Annotated in this window: 22 protein-coding genes; 19 read left to right on the forward strand and 3 right to left on the reverse strand. The window is 63.8% G+C overall.

The window, feature by feature from the left end:
- Window positions 1-2 precede the first annotated feature (2 nt).
- The 10 genes from sdhA (at window position 3) to NCCP691_RS13240 (ending at window position 12522) form a co-directional block, all read left to right on the forward strand.
- Entirely contained in the window at window positions 3-1778 is a 1776-nt protein-coding gene (gene sdhA / locus NCCP691_RS13195; protein WP_220809010.1) for a succinate dehydrogenase flavoprotein subunit, read from the forward strand.
- Between the two features lie 9 nt (window positions 1779-1787).
- On the forward strand, window positions 1788-2498 hold the full coding sequence (locus tag NCCP691_RS13200; RefSeq protein ID WP_220809011.1) for a succinate dehydrogenase iron-sulfur subunit: 711 nt from the start codon (window positions 1788-1790) through the stop codon (window positions 2496-2498).
- Between the two features lie 96 nt (window positions 2499-2594).
- The gene (locus NCCP691_RS13205) at window positions 2595-2864 is read left to right on the forward strand and encodes an FAD assembly factor SdhE (RefSeq protein WP_220809012.1); all 270 of its coding nucleotides are present in this window, start codon (window positions 2595-2597) and stop codon (window positions 2862-2864) included.
- Window positions 2865-2947: 83 nt separating this feature from the next.
- A complete protein-coding gene (gene gltA, locus NCCP691_RS13210; protein ID WP_220809013.1) occupies window positions 2948-4261 on the forward strand; it encodes a citrate synthase in 1314 nt (437 codons plus the stop codon).
- Between the two features lie 221 nt (window positions 4262-4482).
- Entirely contained in the window at window positions 4483-7338 is a 2856-nt protein-coding gene (locus NCCP691_RS13215; RefSeq protein ID WP_220809014.1) for a 2-oxoglutarate dehydrogenase E1 component, read from the forward strand.
- A gap of 61 nt (window positions 7339-7399) precedes the next feature.
- Complete coding sequence (odhB, locus tag NCCP691_RS13220; RefSeq protein WP_220809015.1) at window positions 7400-8650, forward strand: 2-oxoglutarate dehydrogenase complex dihydrolipoyllysine-residue succinyltransferase; 1251 nt, start codon at window positions 7400-7402, stop codon at window positions 8648-8650.
- A 102-nt stretch (window positions 8651-8752) separates the two neighbouring features.
- Window positions 8753-10180 carry a dihydrolipoyl dehydrogenase gene (lpdA, locus tag NCCP691_RS13225; RefSeq protein ID WP_220809016.1) on the forward strand — a complete coding sequence of 476 codons (1428 nt, stop codon included), beginning with the start codon at window positions 8753-8755 and terminating at the stop codon, window positions 10178-10180.
- Between the two features lie 8 nt (window positions 10181-10188).
- Window positions 10189-10587, forward strand: coding sequence for a hypothetical protein (locus NCCP691_RS13230; RefSeq protein WP_220809017.1), 399 nt, complete (start codon window positions 10189-10191; stop codon window positions 10585-10587).
- Window positions 10588-10698: 111 nt separating this feature from the next.
- On the forward strand, window positions 10699-11796 hold the full coding sequence (gene zapE, locus NCCP691_RS13235; RefSeq protein ID WP_220809018.1) for a cell division protein ZapE: 1098 nt from the start codon (window positions 10699-10701) through the stop codon (window positions 11794-11796).
- Between the two features lie 3 nt (window positions 11797-11799).
- The gene (locus tag NCCP691_RS13240; RefSeq protein ID WP_220809019.1) at window positions 11800-12522 is read left to right on the forward strand and encodes a hypothetical protein; all 723 of its coding nucleotides are present in this window, start codon (window positions 11800-11802) and stop codon (window positions 12520-12522) included.
- Between the two features lie 15 nt (window positions 12523-12537).
- Here the strand turns inward: NCCP691_RS13240 and NCCP691_RS13245 are convergent, their stop codons facing one another.
- Window positions 12538-13341 (reverse strand): PP2C family protein-serine/threonine phosphatase, encoded by an 804-nt coding sequence (locus NCCP691_RS13245; RefSeq protein WP_220809020.1) that lies wholly within the window; start codon window positions 13339-13341, stop codon window positions 12538-12540.
- Window positions 13342-13516: 175 nt separating this feature from the next.
- Here NCCP691_RS13245 and NCCP691_RS13250 point away from each other — a divergent pair, with 175 nt between their 5' ends.
- Window positions 13517-13717 (forward strand): YdcH family protein, encoded by a 201-nt coding sequence (locus tag NCCP691_RS13250; protein WP_220809021.1) that lies wholly within the window; start codon window positions 13517-13519, stop codon window positions 13715-13717.
- A 122-nt stretch (window positions 13718-13839) separates the two neighbouring features.
- Window positions 13840-15771: a DNA repair helicase YoaA gene (yoaA, locus tag NCCP691_RS13255; RefSeq protein WP_220809022.1), complete on the forward strand. Its 1932-nt coding sequence runs from the start codon at window positions 13840-13842 to the stop codon at window positions 15769-15771.
- Between the two features lie 43 nt (window positions 15772-15814).
- On the opposite strand, the gene NCCP691_RS13260 is transcribed toward yoaA, so the two are convergent.
- On the reverse strand, window positions 15815-16795 hold the full coding sequence (locus tag NCCP691_RS13260; RefSeq protein ID WP_220809023.1) for an NADPH:quinone oxidoreductase family protein: 981 nt from the start codon (window positions 16793-16795) through the stop codon (window positions 15815-15817).
- A gap of 117 nt (window positions 16796-16912) precedes the next feature.
- Between NCCP691_RS13260 and surE the strand changes: the two genes are divergently transcribed.
- The 6 genes from surE to rlmD all read left to right on the forward strand — a co-directional run bounded on the left by surE (window position 16913) and on the right by rlmD (window position 22744).
- Entirely contained in the window at window positions 16913-17650 is a 738-nt protein-coding gene (surE, locus tag NCCP691_RS13265) for a 5'/3'-nucleotidase SurE (RefSeq protein ID WP_220809024.1), read from the forward strand.
- A complete protein-coding gene (locus NCCP691_RS13270) occupies window positions 17647-18510 on the forward strand; it encodes a protein-L-isoaspartate(D-aspartate) O-methyltransferase (RefSeq protein ID WP_220809025.1) in 864 nt (287 codons plus the stop codon). Before surE ends, NCCP691_RS13270 begins: the two co-directional genes overlap by 4 nt.
- A gap of 61 nt (window positions 18511-18571) precedes the next feature.
- A complete protein-coding gene (locus NCCP691_RS13275; RefSeq protein ID WP_220809026.1) occupies window positions 18572-19531 on the forward strand; it encodes a peptidoglycan DD-metalloendopeptidase family protein in 960 nt (319 codons plus the stop codon).
- Complete coding sequence (gene rpoS / locus NCCP691_RS13280; RefSeq protein ID WP_220809027.1) at window positions 19532-20557, forward strand: RNA polymerase sigma factor RpoS; 1026 nt, start codon at window positions 19532-19534, stop codon at window positions 20555-20557.
- Window positions 20554-21324, forward strand: coding sequence for a 3'-5' exonuclease (locus tag NCCP691_RS13285; protein ID WP_220809028.1), 771 nt, complete (start codon window positions 20554-20556; stop codon window positions 21322-21324). Before rpoS ends, NCCP691_RS13285 begins: the two co-directional genes overlap by 4 nt.
- A 70-nt stretch (window positions 21325-21394) precedes the next feature.
- On the forward strand, window positions 21395-22744 hold the full coding sequence (gene rlmD / locus NCCP691_RS13290) for a 23S rRNA (uracil(1939)-C(5))-methyltransferase RlmD (protein WP_220809029.1): 1350 nt from the start codon (window positions 21395-21397) through the stop codon (window positions 22742-22744).
- A gap of 42 nt (window positions 22745-22786) precedes the next feature.
- On the opposite strand, the gene NCCP691_RS13295 is transcribed toward rlmD, so the two are convergent.
- Window positions 22787-23479 carry a Bax inhibitor-1/YccA family protein gene (locus NCCP691_RS13295; protein ID WP_220809030.1) on the reverse strand — a complete coding sequence of 231 codons (693 nt, stop codon included), beginning with the start codon at window positions 23477-23479 and terminating at the stop codon, window positions 22787-22789.
- Window positions 23480-23695: 216 nt separating this feature from the next.
- Here NCCP691_RS13295 and ndk point away from each other — a divergent pair, with 216 nt between their 5' ends.
- Complete coding sequence (gene ndk, locus NCCP691_RS13300; RefSeq protein ID WP_220809031.1) at window positions 23696-24121, forward strand: nucleoside-diphosphate kinase; 426 nt, start codon at window positions 23696-23698, stop codon at window positions 24119-24121.
- Window positions 24122-24137: the final 16 nt, after the last annotated feature.

The raw sequence follows: 24137 nt of genomic DNA on the forward strand, positions 1-24137 counted from the left end.
TCGTGGTAGCAATCAAACAATCCCTTCCCGTCCGCCGTTTTGACGCGGTGATCGTCGGTGCCGGCGGTTCCGGCATGCGCGCCTCGCTGCAGCTGGCCGAAGCGGGCCTGAACGTCGCGGTTCTGTCCAAGGTTTTCCCGACCCGCTCGCACACCGTGGCTGCCCAGGGCGGCATCGGCGCTTCGCTGGGCAACATGTCGGAAGACAACTGGTACTGGCACATGTTCGACACCGTCAAGGGTTCGGACTACCTGGGCGACCAGGACGCCATCGAATTCATGTGCCGCGAGGCGCCCAAGGTCGTCTACGAGCTTGAGCACTTCGGCATGCCGTTCGACCGCAACCCGGACGGCACGATCTATCAGCGCCCGTTCGGCGGCCATACCGCGAACTTCGGCGAAAAGCCGGTGCAGCGCGCCTGCGCCGCCGCCGACCGTACCGGCCATGCACTGCTGCACACCCTGTATCAGCGCAACGTGCGCGCCCGCACCCACTTCTTCGTCGAGTGGATGGCGATCGACCTGATCCGCGACCAGGACGGCGACGTGCTCGGCGTGGTGGCGCTGGAGATGGAAACCGGCGACGTCATGATTCTCGAAGCGAAGACCACCCTGTTCGCCACCGGCGGAGCAGGGCGCATCTTCGCGGCATCGACCAATGCCTTCATCAACACCGGCGACGGCATGGGCATGGCGGCGCGCGCGGGCCTGCCGCTGCAGGACATGGAGTTCTGGCAGTTCCACCCGACCGGGGTGTCCGGCGCCGGCGTGCTGATCACCGAAGGCGTGCGCGGCGAAGGCGGCATCCTGATCAACGCCAACGGCGAGCGCTTCATGGAGCGCTACGCGCCGACGCTGAAGGACCTGGCGCCGCGCGACTTCGTGTCCCGCTCGATGGACCAGGAAATCAAGGAAGGCCGCGGCTGCGGTCCGAACAAGGACCACGTGCTGCTGGATCTGCGCCACATCGGCGCCGACACCATCAAGAAGCGCCTGCCCTCGATCCTGGAAATCGGCCACAAGTTCGCCAACGTCGACGCCACCAAGGAACCGATCCCGGTCGTCCCGACCATCCACTACCAGATGGGCGGCATCCCGACCAACATCAACGGTCAGGTCGTGGCGCCGAAGAACGGCGCGCAGGAAGTCGTCAACGGCATGTACGCGATCGGCGAATGCGCCTGCGTCTCGGTGCACGGCGCCAACCGCCTCGGCACCAACTCGCTGCTCGACCTGGTGGTGTTCGGCCGTGCCGCCGGCAACCACATCGTCGCGTCCAACCTCAAGCAGAAGAGCCACAAGCCGCTGCCCGCCGACGCCGCCGACCGCGCACTCGAGCGCATGGCGCGCCTGGAAAACAGCACCGGTTCCGAGCGCGTGCAGGACGTGGCCAACGCCATCCGTTCGACCATGCAGCAGAACTGCGGCGTGTTCCGCACCGACGAGCTGCTGCAGACCGGCGTCAAGAAAATCATGGAACTCGACGAGCGCCGCAAGCACGTCTCGTTCAAGGACAAGTCCAAGGTGTTCAACACCGCGCGCGTCGAAGCGCTGGAACTGGACAATCTGATTGAAACCGCGAAGGCAACCATCATATCGGCAGCAGCGCGCAAGGAATCCCGCGGCGCGCACGCACACCGCGACTACGAGAAGCGCGACGACGAAAACTGGATGAAGCACACGCTGTTCTTCTCCGAAGGCAATCGTCTGGACTACAAGCCGGTCAATACCAAGCCGCTGACCGTGGAAACCTTCAAGCCTAAAGCCCGTACTTTCTAAGGTAAGAACATGGCACGTACCCTCAAATTCAAGATCTACCGTTACGATCCGGACAAGGACGACAAGCCCTACATGCAGGATCTGACGGTGACGCTGCAGGACACCGACAAGATGCTGCTGGACGCGCTCCAGCGCATCAAGGCCGACGTCGACGACTCCCTCGCGCTGCGCCGCTCCTGCCGAGAAGGCGTGTGCGGTTCCGACGCGATGAACATCAACGGCAAGAACGGCCTGGCCTGCACCACCAACCTGAACGAACTGACCGAGCCGATCGTGCTGCGTCCGCTGCCCGGCCTGCCCGTGATCCGCGACCTGATCGTGGACATGACCCAGTTCTTCAAGCAGTACCACTCGATCAAGCCCTACCTGATCAACGACAGCATTCCGCCCGAGAAAGAGCGTCTGCAGTCGCCGGAAGAGCGCGAGGAGCTGGACGGCCTGTACGAGTGCATCCTGTGCGCCTGCTGCTCGACCTCCTGCCCGTCGTTCTGGTGGAACCCGGACAAGTTCGTCGGCCCGGCCGGCCTGCTGCAGGCTTACCGCTTCATCGCGGACAGCCGTGATCAGGCCACCGGCGAGCGCCTCGACAACCTCGAGGATCCGTACCGCCTGTTCCGTTGCCATACGATCATGAACTGCGTCGACGTCTGCCCCAAGGGCCTGAACCCGACGCGCGCGATCGGCAAGATCAAAGAGCTGATGGTGCGTCGCGCTGTCTAAGCCGCGTCCGGCGGAGAGTCCCAGGGCTTTCCGCCTATTTCATGAGCCCGCCGGCAGGGGCTGTGCGGGTTCATGAAATAGAGTGAACGGGAAAATATGTCATCCACCCATCAATCCGACCCGGTCAAGCGCGCACGCCTGCGCTGGCGCGCCCGTCGCGGGCTTCTTGAAAACGACCTGATCATCACGCGTTTTCTCGATGCACATGAAGCCGAACTGACCGACGAGGAGGTCGACGCGTTCTCGCGCCTGATGGACCTGGCCGACAACGATTTGATGGACTTGCTTCTGGCGCGTAAGGAACCTACGGGCGATGTGGATCTTCCGCATGTCCATGCGTTGCTGACGAGACTGCGCGCCGCCTGAAACAGCCGGCCACAGGCTGATACGGCGTTTGTACTTCGGTTTTTTTACAATCGACTCACCCCTCCTCACTAGAAGGAAGAGACATGACCAACTCAGAAACCAAAGCAACCCTATCGTTCTCCGACGGCTCGCCGTCGCTGGAACTGCCCATCTACAAGGGCTCCATCGGTCCGGACGTCATCGACATCCGCAAGCTGTATGGCGCCACGGGCAAGTTCACCTATGATCCGGGTTTCATGTCGACCGCCGCCTGCAACTCCTCGATCACCTACATCGACGGCGACAAGGGTGAGCTGCTGTACCGCGGCTATCCGATCGAGCAGCTCGCGGTCAACTGCGACTTCCTCGAGACCTGCTACCTGCTGCTCAACGGCGAACTGCCGAACGCGGCGCAGAAGGAGAAGTTCGTCAACACCGTGACCAACCACACCATGGTGCACGAGCAGATGCAATTCTTCTTCCGCGGCTTCCGTCGCGACGCGCACCCGATGTCGGTCCTGGTCGGCACCGTCGGCGCGCTGGCTTCCTTCTACCACGACTCGCTCGACATCAACGATCCGCATCACCGCGAAGTGTCCGCGATCCGCCTGATCGCCAAGATGCCGACCCTGGTCGCGATGGCCTACAAGTACTCGATCGGCCAGCCGTTCATCTATCCGCGCAACGACCTGTCCTACAGCGCCAACTTCATGCGCATGATGTTCGCGACGCCCTGCGCGGAGTACAAGGTCAACGACGTGCTGGTGCGCGCGCTCGACCGCATCCTGATCCTGCACGCGGATCACGAGCAGAACGCCTCGACCTCGACCGTCCGTCTGTCGGGCTCGTCCGGCGCCAACCCGTTCGCCTGTATCGCTGCCGGCATCGCCTGCCTCTGGGGCCCGGCGCACGGCGGCGCGAACGAAGCCGCGCTCAACATGCTGGAAGACATCCAGCGCCAGGGCGGGGTGGAGCGCATCGGCGAATTCATCGCCAAGGTCAAGGACAAGAACTCCAACGTCAAGCTGATGGGCTTCGGCCACCGCGTGTACAAGAACTACGACCCGCGTGCCAAGCTGATGCGCGAAACCTGCCACGAAGTGCTGAACGAGCTCGGCCTCCACGACGACCCGCTGTTCAAGCTGGCGATGGCGCTCGAGAAGATCGCACTGGAAGACGACTACTTCGTCCAGCGCAAGCTGTACCCGAACGTCGACTTCTACTCGGGCATCGTCCAGCGCGCGCTCGGCATCCCGGTCTCGCTGTTCACCGGCATCTTCGCGATGGCGCGTACCGTCGGCTGGATCGCGCAGTGGAACGAAATGATCTCCGATCCGGAGCAGAAGATCGGCCGTCCGCGCCAGCTGTTCGTGGGCTCGCCCAAGCGCGACGTGCCCGCCATGGACAAGCGCGCCTGAGCACCGGCGTGAAGCGATGAAAAAGGCGAGCCCGCAAGGCCTCGCCTTTTTTGTTGCCAAACAAATGTGCTATGCTAACGCGTCCATTTTTGGAACCGCCCTCAGGTCGTCAATAGCCCTTCCCCCACAACTTGATGTGCGATCCGCTAACCGGTCAGGCCGTGTCGCGGAAGGTTAACTCAACCCGCTAATCTCGCGAAACGCGAAGAAAGGTGAGCAAGATGATGCAGCAGTACTTCTCCAACTCCTACCTGTTTGGAGGCAATGCTCCGTACGTCGAAGAACTGTACGAAGCCTACCTCAACAATCCCGGCTCGGTCCCCGACAACTGGCGCGCCTACTTTGACGCGATGCAGCATGTGCCTGCCGTCGACGGCAGCGCAAAGCCCGACGTCGCCCACGCGCCCGTGATCGCCTCCTTCGCCGAGCGCGCGAAGCAGGGCCCGATCCGCACCGTGGTCGCCTCGCAGGATGTGGAGATGGGCCGCAAGCGCGTCGCGGCCACGCAGCTCATCGCTGCTTACCGTTTCCTCGGCAACCGCTGGGCCAACCTGGATCCGCTCCAGCGCCAGGAGCGCCCGGTCATTCCCGAGCTCGAACCGTCGTTCTACGGCTTCACCGATGCCGACATGGACATCGTGTTCAACATCAGCAATACCTACTTCGGCGGCGAGACCGCGACCCTGCGCGATCTGACGCAGGCGCTGCGCGACACCTACTGCCGCTCGATCGGCGCCGAGTTCATGTACATCTCCGACCCTGCGCAGAAGCGCTGGATGCAGGAGCGTCTCGAGTCCGTGCGTTCCACCCCGAATTTCAGCGCCGAGAAGAAGCGCCACATCCTCGACCGCCTGACCGCCGCCGAAGGCCTCGAGCGCTACCTCCATACCCGCTACGTCGGCCAGAAGCGCTTCTCGCTCGAAGGCGGCGAGAGCTTCATCGCCTCCCTGGATGAGACCATCCAGCGCGCCGGCGAGCGCGGCGTGCAGGAGATCGTTATCGGCATGGCCCATCGCGGCCGTCTGAACGTGCTGGTCAACACCCTCGGCAAGATGCCGCAGGACCTGTTCGCGGAATTCGAAGGCAAGCATGCCGACGACCTGCCGGCCGGCGACGTGAAATACCACCAGGGCTTCTCGTCCGACATCTCCACCCCCGGCGGCCCGGTCCACCTGTCGCTCGCCTTCAACCCGTCGCACCTCGAGATCGTCAATCCGGTCGTCGAAGGCTCGGTCAAGGCGCGCATGGACCGTCGCGGCGACAAGGACGGCTCCCAGGTGCTGCCGATCCTGGTGCACGGCGATGCCGCATTCGCCGGCCAGGGCGTGGTCATGGAAACGCTGAACCTCGCGCAGACCCGCGGCTACGGCACGGGCGGCACGGTGCACATCGTGATCAACAACCAGATCGGCTTCACCACCTCCGATCCGCGCGATTCCCGCTCCACCCTGTACTGCTCCGACGTGGTCAAGATGATCGAGGCGCCGGTGCTGCACGTGAACGGCGACGACCCCGAGGCAGTCGTGTTCGCGACCCAGATCGCGCTCGATTTCCGCATGGAGTTCAAGAAGGACATCGTCGTCGACATCATCTGCTTCCGGAAACTCGGCCACAACGAGCAGGACACCCCGGCGCTGACCCAGCCGCTGATGTACAAGAAGATCGGCCAGCATCCGGGCACCCGCAAGGTCTACGCCGACAAGCTGATCGCCCAGGGCACCATTCCGGCCGAGCAGGGCGACGCGATGGTCAAGGCCTACCGCGACGCGATGGACGCCGGCCGTCACACGGTCGATCCGGTCATCTCCAACTTCAAGAGCAAGTATGCGGTCGACTGGATGCCCTTCCTGAACCGCAAGTGGACCGACGCCGCCGACACCGCGGTGCCGATCGCCGAACTCAAGCGCCTGGCGGAACGCATCACCAAGGTGCCGGAAAACTTCAAGCTGCATCCGCTGGTCGAGAAGGTGCTGGCCGACCGCGCCGCGATGGGACGCGGCGAGCTCAACCTCGACTGGGGCATGGGCGAGCATCTCGCCTACGCCTCGCTGGTGGCGTCCGGCTACGCCGTGCGTCTGACCGGCCAGGACGCCGGCCGCGGCACCTTCGTCCACCGTCACGCGGTCCTGCATGACCAGAACCGCGAGCGCTGGGACGCGGGCACCTTCATCCCCCTGCAGAACGTGGCGGACAACCAGGCGCCGTTCACCGTGATCGACTCGGTGCTGTCGGAAGAAGCGGTGCTCGGCTTCGAGTACGGCTATTCGACCGCGGAGCCGAACGCACTGACCATCTGGGAAGCCCAGTTCGGCGACTTCGCCAACGGCGCGCAGGTCGTCATCGACCAGTTCATCAGCTCCGGCGAAGTGAAATGGGGCCGCGCCTCCGGCCTGGTCATGATGCTGCCGCACGGTTACGAAGGCCAGGGCCCGGAGCACTCGTCCGCGCGCATGGAGCGCTATCTGCAGCTGTGCGCCGACAACAACATGCAGGTTGTGCAGCCGACCACGGCCGCGCAGATCTTCCACCTGCTGCGCCGCCAGATGATCCGTCTGTTCCGCAAGCCGCTGGTGATCATGACGCCGAAGTCGCTGCTGCGTAACAAGGATGCCGGCTCGCCGCTGACCGAACTCGCCAAGGGCAGCTTCCAGACCGTCATCGGCGAGGTCGACGAGAAGATCGATCCGAAGAAGGTCAAGCGCGTACTGGCCTGCTCCGGCAAGGTCTACTACGACCTGGTCAACGCGCGCAAGGAACGCGGTGTCTCCGATATCGCCATCATCCGCGTCGAACAGCTCTATCCGTTCCCGCACAAGGCCTTTGCGGCAGAGCTCAAGAAGTTCCCGAACTTCACCGAGCTGGTGTGGACGCAGGACGAGCCGCAGAACCAGGGTGCATGGTTCCAGATCCAGCACAACATCTTCGAGAACCTCGAAGAGGGCCAGAAGCTTGCCTACGCAGGCCGTCCGGCGAGCGCATCGCCCGCCGTCGGCTACTACGACAAGCACTATGCGCAGCAGAAGGCGCTGATCGAAACCGCATTCTCGAAGCTCAAGGGCTTCGTCCTGACGAAGTAAAACAACCGGCGGCGCGCTAGAAGCTGGCGCGCCGTTAGAACAAACCGAAACGGAGTGTTACATGGCAATTATCGAAGTGAAAGTACCGCAGCTGTCGGAATCGGTCGCCGAAGCAACCCTGCTGCAATGGCACAAGAAAGTCGGCGAGGCAGTGGCCCGCGACGAGAACCTGATCGACATCGAGACCGACAAGGTGGTGCTGGAGCTGCCCGCGCCCGACGCCGGCGTGCTGGTGGAAGTCCTCAAGGGTGACGGCAGCACGGTCGTGGCGGGCGAGGTGATCGCGCGTCTGGATACCGAAGCCAAGGCTGGCGCCGCCGCGCCCGCAGCCGCCGCTCCCGCGCCGGCACCGGCCCCCGCGCCGGCGCCCGCCGCAGCCGCCGCACCCGCGGCTGGCGCAATCGCGATGCCGGCCGCCGCGAAGATGCTGGCCGATAACAACATGTCGGCAAGCCAGGTCGCCGGCACCGGCCGCGACGGCCGCGTGACCAAGGGCGACGTCATCGGCGCGCTCGAGAACAAGGCAGCCCCGGCGCCTGCGCCGGCTCCCGCCGCGGCCGCGCGCCCGGCGCTGCAGCAGGTCGCGGCACCGGTGGCCCCGAACCTCGGCAACCGCCCCGAGGAGCGCGTGCCGATGAGCCGCCTGCGCGCGCGTATCGCCGAGCGTCTGCTGCAATCGCAGTCGACCAACGCCATCCTGACCACCTTCAACGAAGTCAACATGCAGCCGGTCATGGACCTGCGCAACAAGTACAAGGACAAGTTCGAGAAGGAGCACGGCGTCAAGCTGGGCTTCATGTCCTTCTTCGTGAAGGCGGCGGTCGCGGCGCTGAAGAAGTACCCGATCCTCAACGCATCGGTCGACGGCACCGACATCGTCTACCACGGCTATTTCGACATCGGCATCGCCGTCGGTTCGCCGCGCGGCCTGGTCGTGCCGATCCTGCGCGACGCCGACCAGATGACCATCGCCGAGATCGAAAAGAAGATCGCCGAGTTTGGCGCCAAGGCCAAGGACGGCAAGCTGACGCTCGACGAACTGACCGGCGGCACCTTCTCGATCTCCAACGGCGGCGTGTTCGGTTCCATGCTGTCGACGCCGATCATCAACCCGCCGCAATCGGCCATCCTCGGCGTGCACGCGACCAAGGATCGTCCGGTCGTCGAAAACGGCCAGATCGTGATCCGCCCGATCAACTTCCTGGCGATGTCCTACGACCACCGCATCATCGACGGCCGCGAAGCCGTCCTCGGCCTGGTGGCCATGAAGGAAGCGCTGGAAGATCCGGCACGCCTGCTGCTGGACCTGTAAGACGCGCAGGCGGCGTCGCGCGGCGGGCAGGTTCCCGCTGCGCGGCGCTGCCCGTCACAGACAATCCGCAGATCAATCCGCTTGCGAGAATAGGGTATTCAAATGTCGAAAAATTTTGATGTGGTCGTCATCGGCGGCGGCCCCGGTGGCTACATTGCCGCCATCCGCGCTGCTCAGCTCGGTTTTTCCACCGCCTGCATCGACGAATGGAAAAACGCAAAGAACGGTCCGGCACCGGGCGGCACCTGCACCAACGTCGGCTGCATTCCGTCCAAGGCGCTGCTGCAGTCGTCCGAGTTCTACGAGCATGCCGGCCACGGCTTCGCCGAGCATGGCATCGACGTCAAGGGTCTGGGCCTGGATGTCGCCAGGATGCTGGCGCGCAAGGACAACGTCGTCAAACAGAACAACGACGGCATCCTCTACCTGTTCAAGAAGAACAAGGTCAGCTTCTTCCATGGCCGCGGCTCCTTCGTCAAGGGCGATGCCTCCGGCTATGAGATCAAGGTCAGCGGCAATGCCGAGGAAACCCTGGTCGCCAAGCATGTGATCGTCGCCACCGGCTCCAATCCGCGTGCACTGCCCGGCGTGGCGTTCGACGAGAAGCTGGTGCTGTCGAACACCGGCGCGCTGGCGATCGACGCCGTGCCGAAGAAGCTGGGCGTGATCGGCGCCGGCGTGATCGGCCTCGAAATGGGCAGCGTCTGGCGTCGCCTCGGTGCCGAAGTCACCGTGCTGGAAGCCCTCCCGGCGTTCCTCGGCGCGGTCGACGAGCAGATCGCCAAGGAAGCGTTCAAGTACTTCACCAAGCAGGGCCTGTCGATCAACCTCGGCGTGAAGATCGGTGCGATAACCCCGGGCAAGAAGGATGTCACCGTCGAATACACCGACGACAAGGGCAATGCGCAGAAGGTGGTGTTCGACAAGCTGATCGTCTCGATCGGGCGTGTTCCCAACACCATCGGCCTCAACGCGGAAGGCGTCGGCCTCAAGCTCGACGAGCGCGGCTTCATAGCCGTGGACGCGGACTGCAAGACCAGTCTGCCGAACGTGTGGGCGGTCGGCGACGTGGTGCGCGGCCCGATGCTCGCGCACAAGGCGGAAGAAGAGGGCGTGGCGGTTGCCGAGCGCATCGCGGGCCAGCATGGGCATGTGAACTTCAACACAATCCCCTGGGTCATATATACGTCCCCGGAAATCGCCTGGGTCGGCAAGACCGAGCAGCAGCTCAAGGCCGAGGGCGTCGCCTACAAGGCCGGCACCTTCCCGTTCATGGCCAATGGCCGCGCGCGTGCGCTTGGCGATACCTCGGGCATGGTGAAATTCCTCGCCGACGCCAAGACCGATGAAATTCTGGGCGTGCACATCGTCGGCCCGATGGCTTCCGAGCTGATTTCGGAAGCGGTCGTCGCAATGGAGTTCCGTGCGTCGGCGGAAGACATCGCCCGCATCTGCCACGCTCACCCGTCGCTCTCCGAGGCAACCAAGGAAGCCGCTCTCGCGGTCGACAAGCGCTCGCTCAACTTCTAGGAGTCCTCATGCGTCACCTGATCCTGCTGGTCCCGTTTGCATTAGCCGCATGCGCGACCACCGGGTCGGGTGGCGGCGGCATGACGATCGAGACGGTATCGCGCGGTGAGCAGATCACCGGCGCGAGCTGCGCGGTAAGCACCAATGCCGGCACCTGGAACGTCGTCACGCCGGCCACGGTCGAGGGTGTTACGCCGAACGGCAATCTCCGGGTGGTTTGCAACAAGCCGGGCTATCGCACTTCCGAAGTGATCCAGGGGCCCTCCAACCCGCTCGGTTCCAGCGTCGGACTGGGAGTCGGCGGAGGCGGCGGCAATGTCGGCGTCGGCGTAGGTCTCAACTTCCCCATCCGGGTCGGCGGCGGCAACTATCCGTCCCGCGTGACGGTGGAACTCAATCCCCTGTAGACTTTCTGCGGTTGCCATGCACATTCCGGCGCAAGTACCGGGCGCCGGGCAGCGCGGCCGCGGCAGGGCGTCGCCGCAACAGCACAAGCCCGATACGGGCAATAAAAGGATATGAACGTCAGGGAGTTCTACGAACACGCGCTGGCAGAGCGCGGCTACCAGTCGGACGAGGCGCAGCTGCGCGCGGTGGAACGCCTGCAGCAGGCGTATGACGACTGGCGCGAATACAAGTCGCAGCGATCGAGCACGCTGCGCCGCCTCCTGAGCCGGCCGGAAGTGCCGCGCGGCGTCTACATGTGGGGCGGGGTAGGGCGCGGCAAGTCCTTCCTCATGGACAGCTTCTATTCGGTCGTGCCGGTGGTGCGCAAGACCCGCCTGCATTTTCACGAGTTCATGCGCGGCGTCCATCGCCAGCTCGATGAACTCAAGGGCGTCGCCGACCCCCTCGATGAAGTCGCGAAGCGGATCGCGAAGAAATACCGCCTGATCTGCTTCGACGAGTTCCATGTCTCCGACATCGCCGATGCGATGATCCTCTACAACCTGCTCAAGGCCCTGTTCGACAACGGCGTGTCCTTCATCATGACGTCCAACTATGTCCCGGACGCGCTCTATCCGGACGGCCTGCACCGCGACCGCATTCTGCCCGCGATTGCGCTGCTCAAGGACCGGCTGGACGTACTGAACGTCGACGCAGGCAACGACTACCGCAAGCGTGCGCTGGCCCAGGTGGAGGCCTACCATGCGCCGCTCGGCGCGGCTGCGGACAAGGCCCTGCGCGATGCATATGCGAAGCTGGCCGACACCGGAGACGAGGACCCGCGCATTCATATCGAGGCGCGCGAGATCCGTGCACTGCGGCGCGCGGGCGGCGTGGTCTGGTTCGATTTCGCGACCCTGTGCGGAGGCCCGCGTTCGCAGAACGATTATCTCGAGCTCGCTAGCCGGTTCCACACCATCATCCTGTCATCGGTGCCGCGCATGTCGGCAGCGATGTCGTCCGAGGCCCGCCGCTTCACCTGGCTCGTCGATGTCCTGTACGACCACAAGGTCAAGCTGCTGATGTCGGCCGAGGTCGAGCCCGAGGAACTGTACACGGAAGGCACGCTGTCGAATGAATTCCATCGGACGGTTTCGCGTATCATCGAGATGCAGTCTCATGAATACATGGAAAGCGAGCGGCGCGACGTCGCCGGCTCCATCGCCTGACTTATGAACAAGCCATCCACGATCTTCACCGCGGCCCGCGCGGCCATCCTGATGCTGGCCGCCGGCGCCGCCTGGGCACAGACCCCCGCAGCGCAGGACGCCGCCGAACTGGCCGCGCGTTACCCGAAGGGCAGCATCGACTCGGTCGAGGCCGCCGACAAGGCCCTGGAAGAAGTGGCGCGCGTGCGCGGTGCAATCAATGCCCGTTTCGAGCAGGAAGAGCAGGCCTGCCTGCCCAAGTTCTTCGCCACATCATGCATCGACAAGGCCAAGGACAAGCAGCGCGAGGACTTGAAGCGCCTGCGTCCGATCGAACTGGAATCCAACACGATCAAGCGCCAGGCGCGGGTTGAGAAGCGAGACGCGGATCTCGCCGACCGGCAGGAAAAGGCCGAGGCGAAACGCCAGGAAGCCGAGGCCATGCCACCGGCAGCGCCGCGCCAGCCGAAGCTTGCCGCGCCCGAGAAGTCCGCGCCGGCAGGCCGGCCGCAGACCACCGAGGAGCGTGTCGCCGAGCACGAGGCCAGGCTCAGGGCACGGGAGGCCAAGGAACAGGCCGAAGCGCCGGAGCGGGCCGCACGGGCTGCCGCCTACGAGCGCAAGGTGCAGGCATCGAAAGCGCGCCAGGAAGAGGTGGCCCGGCGCAAGGCGGAAAAGGAAGCCAAACGCCGAGCCAGGGAAGAAGCGGGTGAATCCGCTTCGCCAGCAGCGGTGGTCCGGCCCTGAGCCCGACCGGCTGCGTCAGATGGCCCGACGCATTTTTCCGATGTTGAATTCCTTCGAGGGCTCCACCTCGACAAGCTTGATGACGGCCAGCGTGCAGTTGTCGGCATCCTTTTCGGCGGCCCGTTCGCGCGCCTTCCCGATCAAGAGTTCCGAGGCCTGGCGCGGGCTGTTCATCGCAAGCGCCGCACCCAGCTCGGCATCCTCGAAATAGGGCCACAGGCCGTCGGTGCATAGCAGGAAGGCATCGCCGCCGCGCAGGCCGTGTTGCCGACCGACCGCTATTTCCGGCTCCTGCTCGGGCGAGCCGAGCGCGCTGACGAGCACGTTGGCCAGACGGTGTTCCCTTGCCTGTTCGGGTGTCAGACGACCCTCGCGCACGAGTTTCTCCACGTAGGAATGATCGATGGTGCGCTGCGCGCAGTTCGGGCCGCGGAAGCGGTACAGGCGGGAATCGCCGACGTGCGCCCATACCGCGTTGCGTTCGGGCGTCAGGACAAGCGCGACCATGGTGCTGTGCGGTTTTTTCTCGGACGAGATGGAGATGAGCTTGATGACCGTATGTGCCTCGTGCGCTATGTCTCGCAGCATCTTCTCGACATCGTCCGTCTGCGGCGAGAAGAGGTCGAAAGCCTGCTTGGCGGTGCGGATGACCTGCTCGGCGGCGAGCGCGCCGCCGCTCATGCCGCCCATGCCGTCGGCGACGACGGCCATCAGGTAGCCGGGCGCGCGGGGCGCCGTAAACAGGGCGACGCGGTCCTGCTGCTCGCTGCGGTCGCCGATATGCTGACCGGTCCCTGCTTCGATCTTGTATTGGCTCATGTGAGGCTCTGGATTAAACTGCCGGACGGCGAAAATTATTGCACATGGGAATTCCTGCCGCCGATGCTGTTTGCATTTGTTACACCTGTGCCAACCCCTGTTGCCGCCCGGTCTCATGCTACACCTGTTCGGCGTTCCCTCTTAAAATACGGCTATTGCAGAAACGCGACTCATCATGATCCCCCAGGAAGACATTCGGCGTCGCATCGTCGAGCTCGAAGTAGAACACCGCGATCTCGACGCGGTCATTGACTTGCTGACGCAAGACGCCACGCATGACGAGCTGCAGGTCCGGCGCCTCAAGAAGCGCAAGCTGCAATTGAAAGACCACATTACTTTGCTGAAGATGCAACTCATCCCGGACATTCCGGCCTGAGCTGCGCCACGGCGGCATCTACCCCTCCAGATTTTGCAGCTTTGACCGAACCTTCCCCCATAACGCCCGCAGAGGGTGCGCACGACGACGAAATAGAGCAGCTGTTCGGCACGGACGGTCCGATGGGCGCGTCGATCCAGGGCTTCCGCCCGCGGCGGTCGCAGACCGAGATGGCCAAGGCGATCGCGTCGGCCATTGCCGCGCAGCGCACGCTGGTGGCCGAGGCGGGCACCGGAACCGGCAAGACCTATGCGTACCTGGTGCCCGCGCTCCTGTGGGGCGGCAAGGTCATCCTGTCCACCGGCACGAAGAACCTGCAGGATCAGCTCTACCTGCGCGATATTCCCACCGTGCGCAAGGCCCTCAACGCGCCGGTATCGGTCGCGCTGCTGAAGGGGCGCGCCAACTACGCCTGCCATTTTCACCTGGAGCGCACGCTGCAGAACGGCCGGCTGACCTCGCGCGAGGACGTCGGGTATCTGCGCGAAATTTCCCGTTTCGTCAAGACCACTAGCTCCGGCGACAAGGCCGAGCTGTCGCGCGTCCCCGAATCCGCGCCCGTCTGGAACCTGGTGACGTCCACCCGGGAAAACTGCATGGGCGCCGAGTGCCAGTACTACCAGGACTGCTTCGTCATGAAGGCGCGCAAGGAGGCGCAGCAGGCGGATGTCGTCGTGGTGAATCACCATCTGTTCTTCGCCGACGTCGCGCTCAAGGACACCGGGGTAGCCGAACTGCTGCCGTCGGCGAACACCATCATCTTCGACGAAGCGCACCAGCTTCCCGAGACGGCGACACTGTTTTTCGGCGAGACCGTGTCGACCTCGCAGGTGCTCGAACTCTGCCGCGACGTCCTCGCCGAGGGACTCGCGCATGCGCGGGACGGCGCGGACTGGCCGAAACTGATCGCGCCGGTCGAGCGGGCGGCGCGCGATCTGCGGCTGGCCTTCCCCCAGGACATGGTACGACTCGCCGCGCACCAGATCGCGCCCTCCAGCACCTTTTTTCCCGCGCTGGAAAAACTCATCGACGAGATGCAGGCGATGGGGGAGGTCCTGTCCGGTCAGGCTGAGCGTGCCGAGACCATCGAGCAGTGCCGCGCCAGGACCGTCGAACTCTGCGAAAAACTCTCGGCCTGGGACAGCGCGCGCGGCGCGGCGCAGGAGGAGGGGGCGAACGACCGCGTGCTGTGGCTGGAAGCCTTCACCCATTCGCTGCAGCTGCATCGCACGCCGCTGTCGATCGCGCCGATCTTCAACAAGCAGCGCGAAGGTTCGCCGCGCGCCTGGATCTTCACATCCGCCACCCTGGCGGTGAAGAACGACTTCAATCACTATCTTTCGCAGATGGGGCTGTGGGATGAACAGGCGCAGGCCTGGCCGAGCCCCTTCGACTATGGCAAACAGGGCTTGCTGTATGTGCCCGAGAACCTGCCGCAGCCGAACGCGCTGGAATACACGGACGCGGTGATCGATGCCGCGCTGCCGATGATCGAGGCGTCCGGCGGCCGCGCGTTCCTGCTCTGCACCACCATCCGCGCCGTCAATCGCGCCGCCGAGCGCTTGCGCACCGAATTCGAGAAGCGCGGCTTGCCGTTTCCGCTGCTGGTGCAGGGGGAGAGCGGCCGCACCGAACTGCTCGACCGGTTCCGCACCGCGGGCAACGCCGTGCTGATCGGCAGTCAGAGCTTCTGGGAAGGCGTCGATGTGCGCGGCGAGGCGCTTTCGCTGGTCATCATCGACAAGCTGCCTTTCTCGCCGCCCGATGATCCGGTGCTGGCCGCACGCATCGACGCGCTCGAGAAAAAGGGATTGAACGGCTTCGTTCACCACCAGCTGCCGGCGGCCATCATCAATCTGAAGCAGGGCGCCGGACGCCTGATCCGCGACGAGACCGATCGCGGCGTGCTGATGATCTGCGACCCAAGGCTTATATCCAAGCCCTACGGCCGTCGCATCTGGCAAAGCCTGCCGCCGTTCCGGCGCACGCGTGATGCGCAGGTCGCGCGCAGCTTCTTTACGGCTCCGCCAGACGGGGATTCGCCGGCCGAGTGAGCCGGCGGGGAGAGGGCGCCGGCTCAGCGCCGGCGCGCGCCGCCTATCGCTGCGGCTGGATCACGATCTTGCCGGTCACCTTTCGCGCCGCCATGTCGTTCAGCGCCTGGGGCGTCTCGGCGAGCGCATAGCGCCCCGAGATATGCGGCCGTACCTTGCCCTCGGCCATCCAGCGCATCAGTTCCTGCATGGCCGCCGCGTTCGCCTTCGGTTCGCGCCGTGCGAATTCGCCCCAGAACACGCCGACGATCGACGCGCCCTTGAGCAACGGCAGATTCAGCGGCAGCTTGGGAATTTCGCCGTTGGCGAAACCGATCACCAGGTAGCGGCCGCGCCAGCCGATCGAGCGGAATGCCGGCTCCGCATAAATGCCGCCCACAGGATCGTAGATCACATCCGGGCCCTTGCCGTCGGTCGCCGCCTTGATTGCTTCACGCAGGTCTTCGGTGCTGTAGTTGATGATCGCGTCGGCACCGTGCTCTTTACAGATCGCCAGCTTCTCGTCGGTGGAAGCAGCGGCGATCACGCGCGCGCCCAGCGCCTTGCCGATCTCGATGGCCGCCAGTCCCACGCCACCTGCCGCGCCCAGCACCAGCATGGTTTCGCCCGCCTTGAGCTGTGCGCGGTCAACCACGGCATGATGCGAGGTGCCGTAGGTAAGCGTGACCGCCGCCGCGGTGTCGAAGTCCAGGCCTGGCGGCATTGGCATGACGGCCTTGGCCGGCACCGCGACCTGTTGCTGGAACGCGCCCTGGCTGACGAACGCAAGCACCTTGTCGCCCGCCTTCAGATGCGTGACGCCTTCTCCGACGGCGCGCACCACGCCCGACAGTTCGCTGCCGGGGGTGAAGGGCAGTTCGGGCTTGAATTGATACTTGTTCTGGATGATCAGGACGTCGGGGAAATTGACGCCGGCCGCGTGCACGTCGATCGCGACCTGGCCGGGCCCCGGCGCAACGTCGGGCAATTCCTCCACAACGAGGGTATCGGGTAATCCCCAGGACTTGCAGAGGACTGCTTTCATGTTGTCTCCTTTTCGCTTTGTGAATAAAAAAAGAACGATCGTTTTATTCTAGGCGTCCGCGAGAAAATGTCAACAAGCGCAGACAGAGCGCGCTGATGCTTCAGGTAAAATTCGCGTATGAAGATTCTCGTTAGTAACGACGACGGCTATCTCGCGCCCGGCCTTGCGGCACTGGCGGATGCGCTGTCCGCCATCGCAGACATCGTCGTCGTGGCGCCCGACAGCAATCGCTCGGGGAGTTCGAACTCGCTGACGCTGGATCGTCCGCTTTCCGTCTACCGCGCCGCCAACGGATTCTACTTCGTCAATGGCACGCCCTCGGATTGTGTCCATGTGGCGCTGACCGGCGGCTTGTCGTTTCGTCCCGATATCATCGTTTCCGGTATCAACCAGGGCCAGAACATGGGTGACGACACGCTGTATTCCGGCACGGTGGCTGCGGCGACCGAAGGTTTCTTGTTCGGCATTCCCGCAATCGCCTTCTCCCAGGTCGAGAAGGGCTGGCTCCATGTCGATGCGGCGGCAAAAGTCGCGCGCGACATCGTCGAGCATGGTTTCGACATGCTGCCCAAACCCTATCTCCTCAACGTCAATATTCCCAACCTGCCGTACGACCAGTTGCGCGGATGGCGCGCCACCCGGCTCGGCAAGCGGCATGAGTCGGAGCCGGTGATCAAGGCGACCGATCCGCACGGCCGGGAGATTTTCTGGATCGGCCCCGCCGGACGTGCCAGGGATGCGGGCGAGGGCACCGATTTCGACGCCGTGGCGACCGGCCATGTGTCGATCACGCCGCTGCGGGTCGATCTGACCCACACCCAGCAGCTAGACCTACTCAGAAAGGGCCTCCAATGAGCGGCAGCGACAAGCGCTTTCCGTTGCCGTTGTCCTCGGTGGTGGAGAAGCCGCCGGCGGTCGCGAACGGCAGGAAACAGCCGCTGGCACGAATCGCCACGCCCCAGACGGCGACGCAGAACGCCGTGCAGAATCTGCAGCGAGCCCCGCAGCAGGCGCAGGCGATCCGGGTCATGCCCGCCGCCGCTGTCCCCGATGCGGCGCCGCGGCCGGCGGCAATGGTCTCGCAGGCGGTGCGCGCGGCAATGGTGGCGCGGCTGGCAAAACAGGGCATCAAGGACGGCAAGGTGCTTGCCGCAATGGAGGCGGTGCCGCGCCACATGTTCATCGAGCCGGGGCTGTCGAGCCAGGCCTATATCGACGCGTCGCTTCCGATCGGGCATCATCAGACGATTTCGCAACCGTACATCGTGGCCCGCATGATCGAAGTGCTGCGCGCCGGACCGAACGGCGCGGCGATGGACAAGGTGCTCGAGATCGGGACCGGATGCGGTTACCAGGCGGCGGTGCTGTCGCTGGTGGCCAAGGATGTTTTCTCGATCGAGCGCATCAAGGGTCTGCATGAATTAGCCAAGGCCAACCTGCGTCCGCTTCGCATTGCAAACATCCGTCTGCAGTATGGAGATGGTATGCTTGGCCTGCCTCAGGTTGCGCCGTTCGACGGCATCATCCTGGCGGCAGCAGGCCTGGAGGTGCCGAAAGCGCTGCTGGAACAGCTCAGCATCGGCGGCCGGCTGGTGGCGCCGGTGGGCGACCGCCGCCAGGTACTCCATCTCGTCGAACGCGTGAGCAAGTTCGAATGGACGAATACCCAGCTCGAAGACTGTCACTTCGTCCCGCTTCGGCCGGGCGTCGTATGAAGCGGTCATCGGGCGTGCGCCGGATATCGGCGCGCATCGGCAAAATAACCTAAGAGTGAGAATGACAATAGCACGTTACGCCGCCGCGGCAGTCCTGCCCCTGTTCATTGCCGCCTGTACCACGCCGCGCCAGTCGGCGCCCGTCGTCGACCGTCCCTTCGGCGGGAGACAGGCGGAAGCCCCGCGCGCAGCGGCACCCGCAACGCCTTCGGCGAGCGCGCCGACCGGGCCGGTGCGCCAGCTCGAAAACCGCGCCTACTATACCGTCCGCAAGGGCGACACCCTGCTGCAGATCGCACTCGACTTCGGACAGAACTACCGCGACCTGGTCGTGTGGAACAACCTGGCCAACCCGAATGACATCAAGGTCGACCAGGTCCTGCGCGTGCTGCCGCCGGAAGGCGCGCCGCAGACGGGCAGCGTCGCCACGTCCTCGGGCATCGAAACCCGCGGCCTGAACACGGCACCGGCGCCGGCCGGCGTGCCCAACAAGACTGCACCGCGCGGCGAAAAACGGCCGTACTCGGATGCGGCACTGGCGGAGCTGCAGAAGCCCGACGGCGCGGCTGCGCCTGCCGTGCCCCCGGTCACGCGCGGCGAGACCCGCCCGCCCGAAAAATCGGCCGAGCCTCCCCAGGCGATCGCCCCCGACGACGAGAACATCGCCTGGGTCTGGCCGGCAGAGGGACGCATCGTATCCACGTTCGGCGACGGCAAGCGCGGTATCGACATTGCCGGCAAGCTCGGGCAACCGGTTGTTGCGGCGGGAGCGGGAAAAGTGCTGTATGCTGGCAGTGGCATTCGGGGTTACGGTAATCTCGTGATTGTGAAGCATTCGAACAACCTCTTGTCCGCCTATGCGCACAACAAAACGATCTTCGTGAAAGAGGATCAGAATGTGAGCAAGGGACAAAAGATCGCCGAGATGGGTAATTCCGACAGCGAAGAGGTGAAGCTGCATTTTGAGATTCGTCATCAGGGAAAACCGGTTGATCCAACCAGATTTTTGCCAAGCCGCTAAATGAATCGCGACCCGCACAATCCTCTCGACGATGAAACACCTTCGGACGACATCTCCGGCGGGATTCCCCTCGACATGGCCGAGGGCGGAGAGGGTGGGCTGAGCGACGACTCGGAGGCGGCGGGCGACGACGAGGTGCTCGAGGCGTCGGACGCCGTCGATGAACTCAAGACCGTGCTGGCGGCTGAGCTGTCCACCGACACCACCCAGCACTACCTGAACCAGATAGGCGCACGGCCTCTGCTCACCGTGGAGGAAGAGGTTCGGTACGCCACACTGGCCAAGCAAGGCAACTTCGAAGCGCGTCAGAAGATGATCGAGCATAACCTGCGGTTGGTTGTCTCGATTGCAAAGCACTACATCAATCGCGGCGTCGTCCTGCTCGACCTGATCGAAGAGGGCAATCTCGGCCTGATGCGCGCGATCGACAAGTTTGAGCCCGAACGCGGCTTCCGCTTCTCCACTTACGCCACCTGGTGGATCCGCCAGAGCATCGAGCGCGCGATCATGAACCAGGCGCGCACCGTCCGGCTGCCGGTGCACATGGTGCGCGAACTCAACCAGATACTGCGTGCCAAGTACCATCTGGAAGCGCAGCACCATGACGGCAAGGATGCGACGGCGGAGGACATCGCGCATCTCGTCGACCGGCCGGTGGAAGACGTGCAGGACATTCTTGCCCTGTCCGAGCATGCGACATCGCTCGATGCGCCGCTCGACAACGACCCGCAGGCGAGCCTGATGGACATGCTGCCGGGCGATGCCGAAGACGGGCCCGATCTGCGCGCCGAACAGCATGAAATGAGCGTGCTGGTGCGGGACTGGCTCAAGAAGTTGCCGGAGAAGCAGCGTCTCGTGATCGTTCGCCGTTTCGGCCTCGACAATGACGATCCCGCGACACTGGAGGAGCTGGCGGCAGAAATGAGCGTCACCCGCGAACGCGTCCGGCAGATACAGCAGGAAGCACTGGTCAAGCTCAAGCGCGCACTGACCGCGCGCGGCGTCGGAAAGGACGCGCTGTTGTGATTCCGGTTCTCGTATTCGACATCGAGACGATCCCCGATGTCGCCGGCCTGCGCGCCCTGAACAACAGCCCCGCGGAACGCAGCGACGCGGAAGTCGCATCCGACGCTTTCGCAGCGCGCCGCGAAAAGACGGGGTCCGACTTCCTGCCGCACCATCTGCAGCGGGTGGCTGCGATTTCCTGCGTATTCCGGGATGACGAAGGCTTTCGGGTACGATCGCTCGGCACGCTCGAGGATGGCGAGACACGCCTGATCAACGATTTTTTCCGCATCATCGACAAGTACACGCCGCAACTCGTGTCGTGGAACGGCGGCGGCTTCGATCTTCCGGTCCTGCACTACCGGGCCATGATCAACGGCGTGACCGCTGCCCGCTACTGGGAAATGGGTGACGACGATCGTGACTTCAAGTGGAACAATTACCTCAGTCGCTATCACACGCGCCATACCGACCTGATGGATCTGCTGGCGCTGTACACGGGACGCGCCAATGCTCCGCTGGACGATCTCGCGAAGTTGTGCGGCTTTCCGGGCAAGCTCGGCGTCGACGGGTCGCAGGTCTGGACGCTGTACCAGGAAGGCCGGCTGGAGGAGATCCGCAACTATTGCGAAACCGACGTGGTGAACACATATCTGGTCTATTGCCGCTATCAGCTCATGCGCGGCACATTCACGCGGGAAGCGTACGACCGTGAGGTCGAACTGGTAAGATCCGCTCTCGGCGCGCTCGCGGCGCCGCACTGGAAGGAGTATCTGGCCGCATGGTAGGCTGAAAGCTCGCCGGATCTCGCATGACAACGGGCCCTTGCTGGCCCGTCATTTTTTTCAATTCTTCTCTATGCAGCAGAACACCATCGTTATCGAATCCCTGGACATGGAAGGCCGAGGGGTAGGCCACCTCGTCAACGAGGACGGCAGTTCCGGCAAGGTCATCTTCGTCGAGGGAGCCCTGCCCGGCGAGCGCGTGAGCTTCCAGTCCTTCCGCAGGAAGCCGAAATGGGAAGCCGCGACGCTCACCGAACTGCATAACGAATCCTCTCTCAGGGTCCGTCCGAAGTGCGTCCATTTCGGCGTGTGCGGCGGCTGCGCGATGCAGCATCTCGAACCGGGCGCCCAGGTGGCGATCAAGCAGCGTGTGCTCGAGGATAACCTGTGGCATATCGGCAAGGTGCGCGCCGAGCGCATGCTGCGCCCGGTCTACGGCCCCACCTGGGGCTACCGCTACCGCGCTCGGCTTTCGGTGCGCAACGTGCCGAAGAAGGGGGGTGTGCTGGTCGGTTTCCACGAGCGCAAGTCTTCGTACATTGCCGACATGAAGACCTGCGAGATCCTGCCGCCGCATGTATCGGCGATGCTGGTGCCGCTGCGCGGGCTGGTCGCGTCGCTGTCCATCTTCGACCAGATGCCGCAGATCGAACTGGCGGTCGGCGAACAGGTGACGGCTCTGGTCATGCGCAACATGGCGCCATTGACGGCTGACGACGAGCAGAAACTGCGCGCGTTCGCCGACACCTGGAAGATCCAGTGGTGGTTGCAGCCCAAGGGACCGGACACGGTGTATCCGTTCTATCCGGCGGAGCAGAAACTTGAGTACGTGCTGCCGGAGTTCGGCGTGCGCATGCCCTTCAAGCCGACCGACTTCACCCAGGTCAACCACCAGATCAATCGTGTCCTGGTGTCCCGCGCACTGCGTTTGCTCGAGGTGCAGCCGGGGGATCGCGTGGCCGACCTGTTCTGCGGTCTGGGCAATTTCACGCTCCCGCTGGCCACGCAGGCGCGCGAGGTCGTGGGCATCGAAGGGAGTACCGCGCTGAACAGCCGCGCCATGGAAAACGCCAAGGCCAACGGACTGGACACCAGGACGGCCTTCCATTGCCGCAATCTGTTCGAAGCAAGCGTCGAGGATTTCATTGCCCTGGGCAAGTTCGACCGCATGCTGATCGATCCGCCCAGGGAAGGCGCTATCGCCGTGTGCCAGGCCATCGTCGGCATGGGAGAGCAATTCCCTGAGCTGCGGCCGAAGCGCATCGTCTATGTGTCCTGCAGTCCCTCGACGCTTGCCCGCGATGCGGGTTACCTGGTCCACCAGGGCGGCTATGTGCTGTCGCAGGCCGGCGTCGTCAACATGTTTCCGCATACGGCCCACGTCGAATCGATTGCGGTCTTCGACCTGCCCTCCAGGCAATAAAAAAGCCGGCCATGCGGCCGGCTTTGCTGGGGGCGAGGGCGTTCAGTCGCGGTCGCCGCCGAAAATGCCGAGCAGCGCCAGCAGATTGCTGAAGATGTTGTAGACGTCGAGGTAGATCGCCAGCGTGGCGGTGATGTAGTTCGTTTCCCCTCCGTTGAGCACCTGCTGCACGTCATACAGGATATAGGCGGAGAAGATGGCAATCGCGATCACCGAGATCGCGAGTTGCAACGCGGGCAACTGCAGGAAGATGTTCGCCACCAGGGCGACAAGCAGGACCAGCACACCGGCGAACAGCCATTTGCCAAGGCCAGAGAAGTCTCGCTTGGAGACGGTGGCGATGGTTGCCATCACGGCGAAGATCGCGGCAGTGCCGCCAAAGGCGGTCATGATCAGGCTTGCACCGTTGGAAAAACCGAGGATATGGCCGATCAGCCGTGACAGCATCAGGCCCATGAAGAATGTAAAGCCGAGCAGCACGGCGACGCCGAGGCCCGAATGCTTGGTTTTCTCGATGGCAAAGAAGAAGCCGAATGCGATTGCCAGGAAGGCGATCAGACCGATTCCCGGGCTGCCGCTGAAGAAGCTGAAGTTGAACTGCACGCCGATCCATGCACCGAGCACGGTGGGCAGCATCGACAGAGCCAGCAGCCAGTAGGTATTGCGCAGGACGCGGTTGCGCACCACCAGCGCGTCGCTGCGGTTTGCATAAGTGTGTTGTAGTTCCTGATTCATATGTCCTCCGTTTATCCACGGCATGGCCGCGTTCCAAAAGCATAACACGTACGATACCACCTACGATGAGCCTGCAGCAGGGAAGTTCGACGAGGCGCAGGCGGAGACGGGGGCGCATGCCAAATTCCGGCTGCTTTGCTTTCCTGTTATAATGGAAGGTTAGTTCAGTCCTGGATTATCAACCTTAACCCCTTCTTTTTATTGGAGTTTTTACAGATGGCAATCGAACGCACCCTGTCGATCATCAAGCCCGACGCCGTGGCAAAGAACGTGATCGGCCAGATCTACACCCGCTTCGAAAACGCAGGCCTGAAGATCGTCGCCGCGCGCATGGCGCAACTGTCGCGCGCTGAAGCCGAAGGTTTCTACGCCGTGCATCGCGAGCGTCCCTTCTTCAAGGACCTGGTCGATTTCATGGTCTCCGGCCCGGTGATGATCCAGGTGCTCGAAGGCGAAAGCGCAATCGCGAAGAACCGCGAACTGATGGGCGCCACCGACCCGAAGAAGGCCGAGAAGGGCACCATCCGCGCCGACTTCGCCGACTCCATCGACGCCAACGCCGTGCACGGTTCCGACGCACCGGAAACCGCGCAAGTCGAGATCGCCTATTTCTTCCCGGCGCTCAACGTCTATTCCCGCTAATGCAAGTCCCGTCGGA

Source organism: Noviherbaspirillum aridicola, from assembly GCF_019656455.1.
GTDB lineage: Bacteria > Pseudomonadota > Gammaproteobacteria > Burkholderiales > Burkholderiaceae_D > Noviherbaspirillum > Noviherbaspirillum aridicola.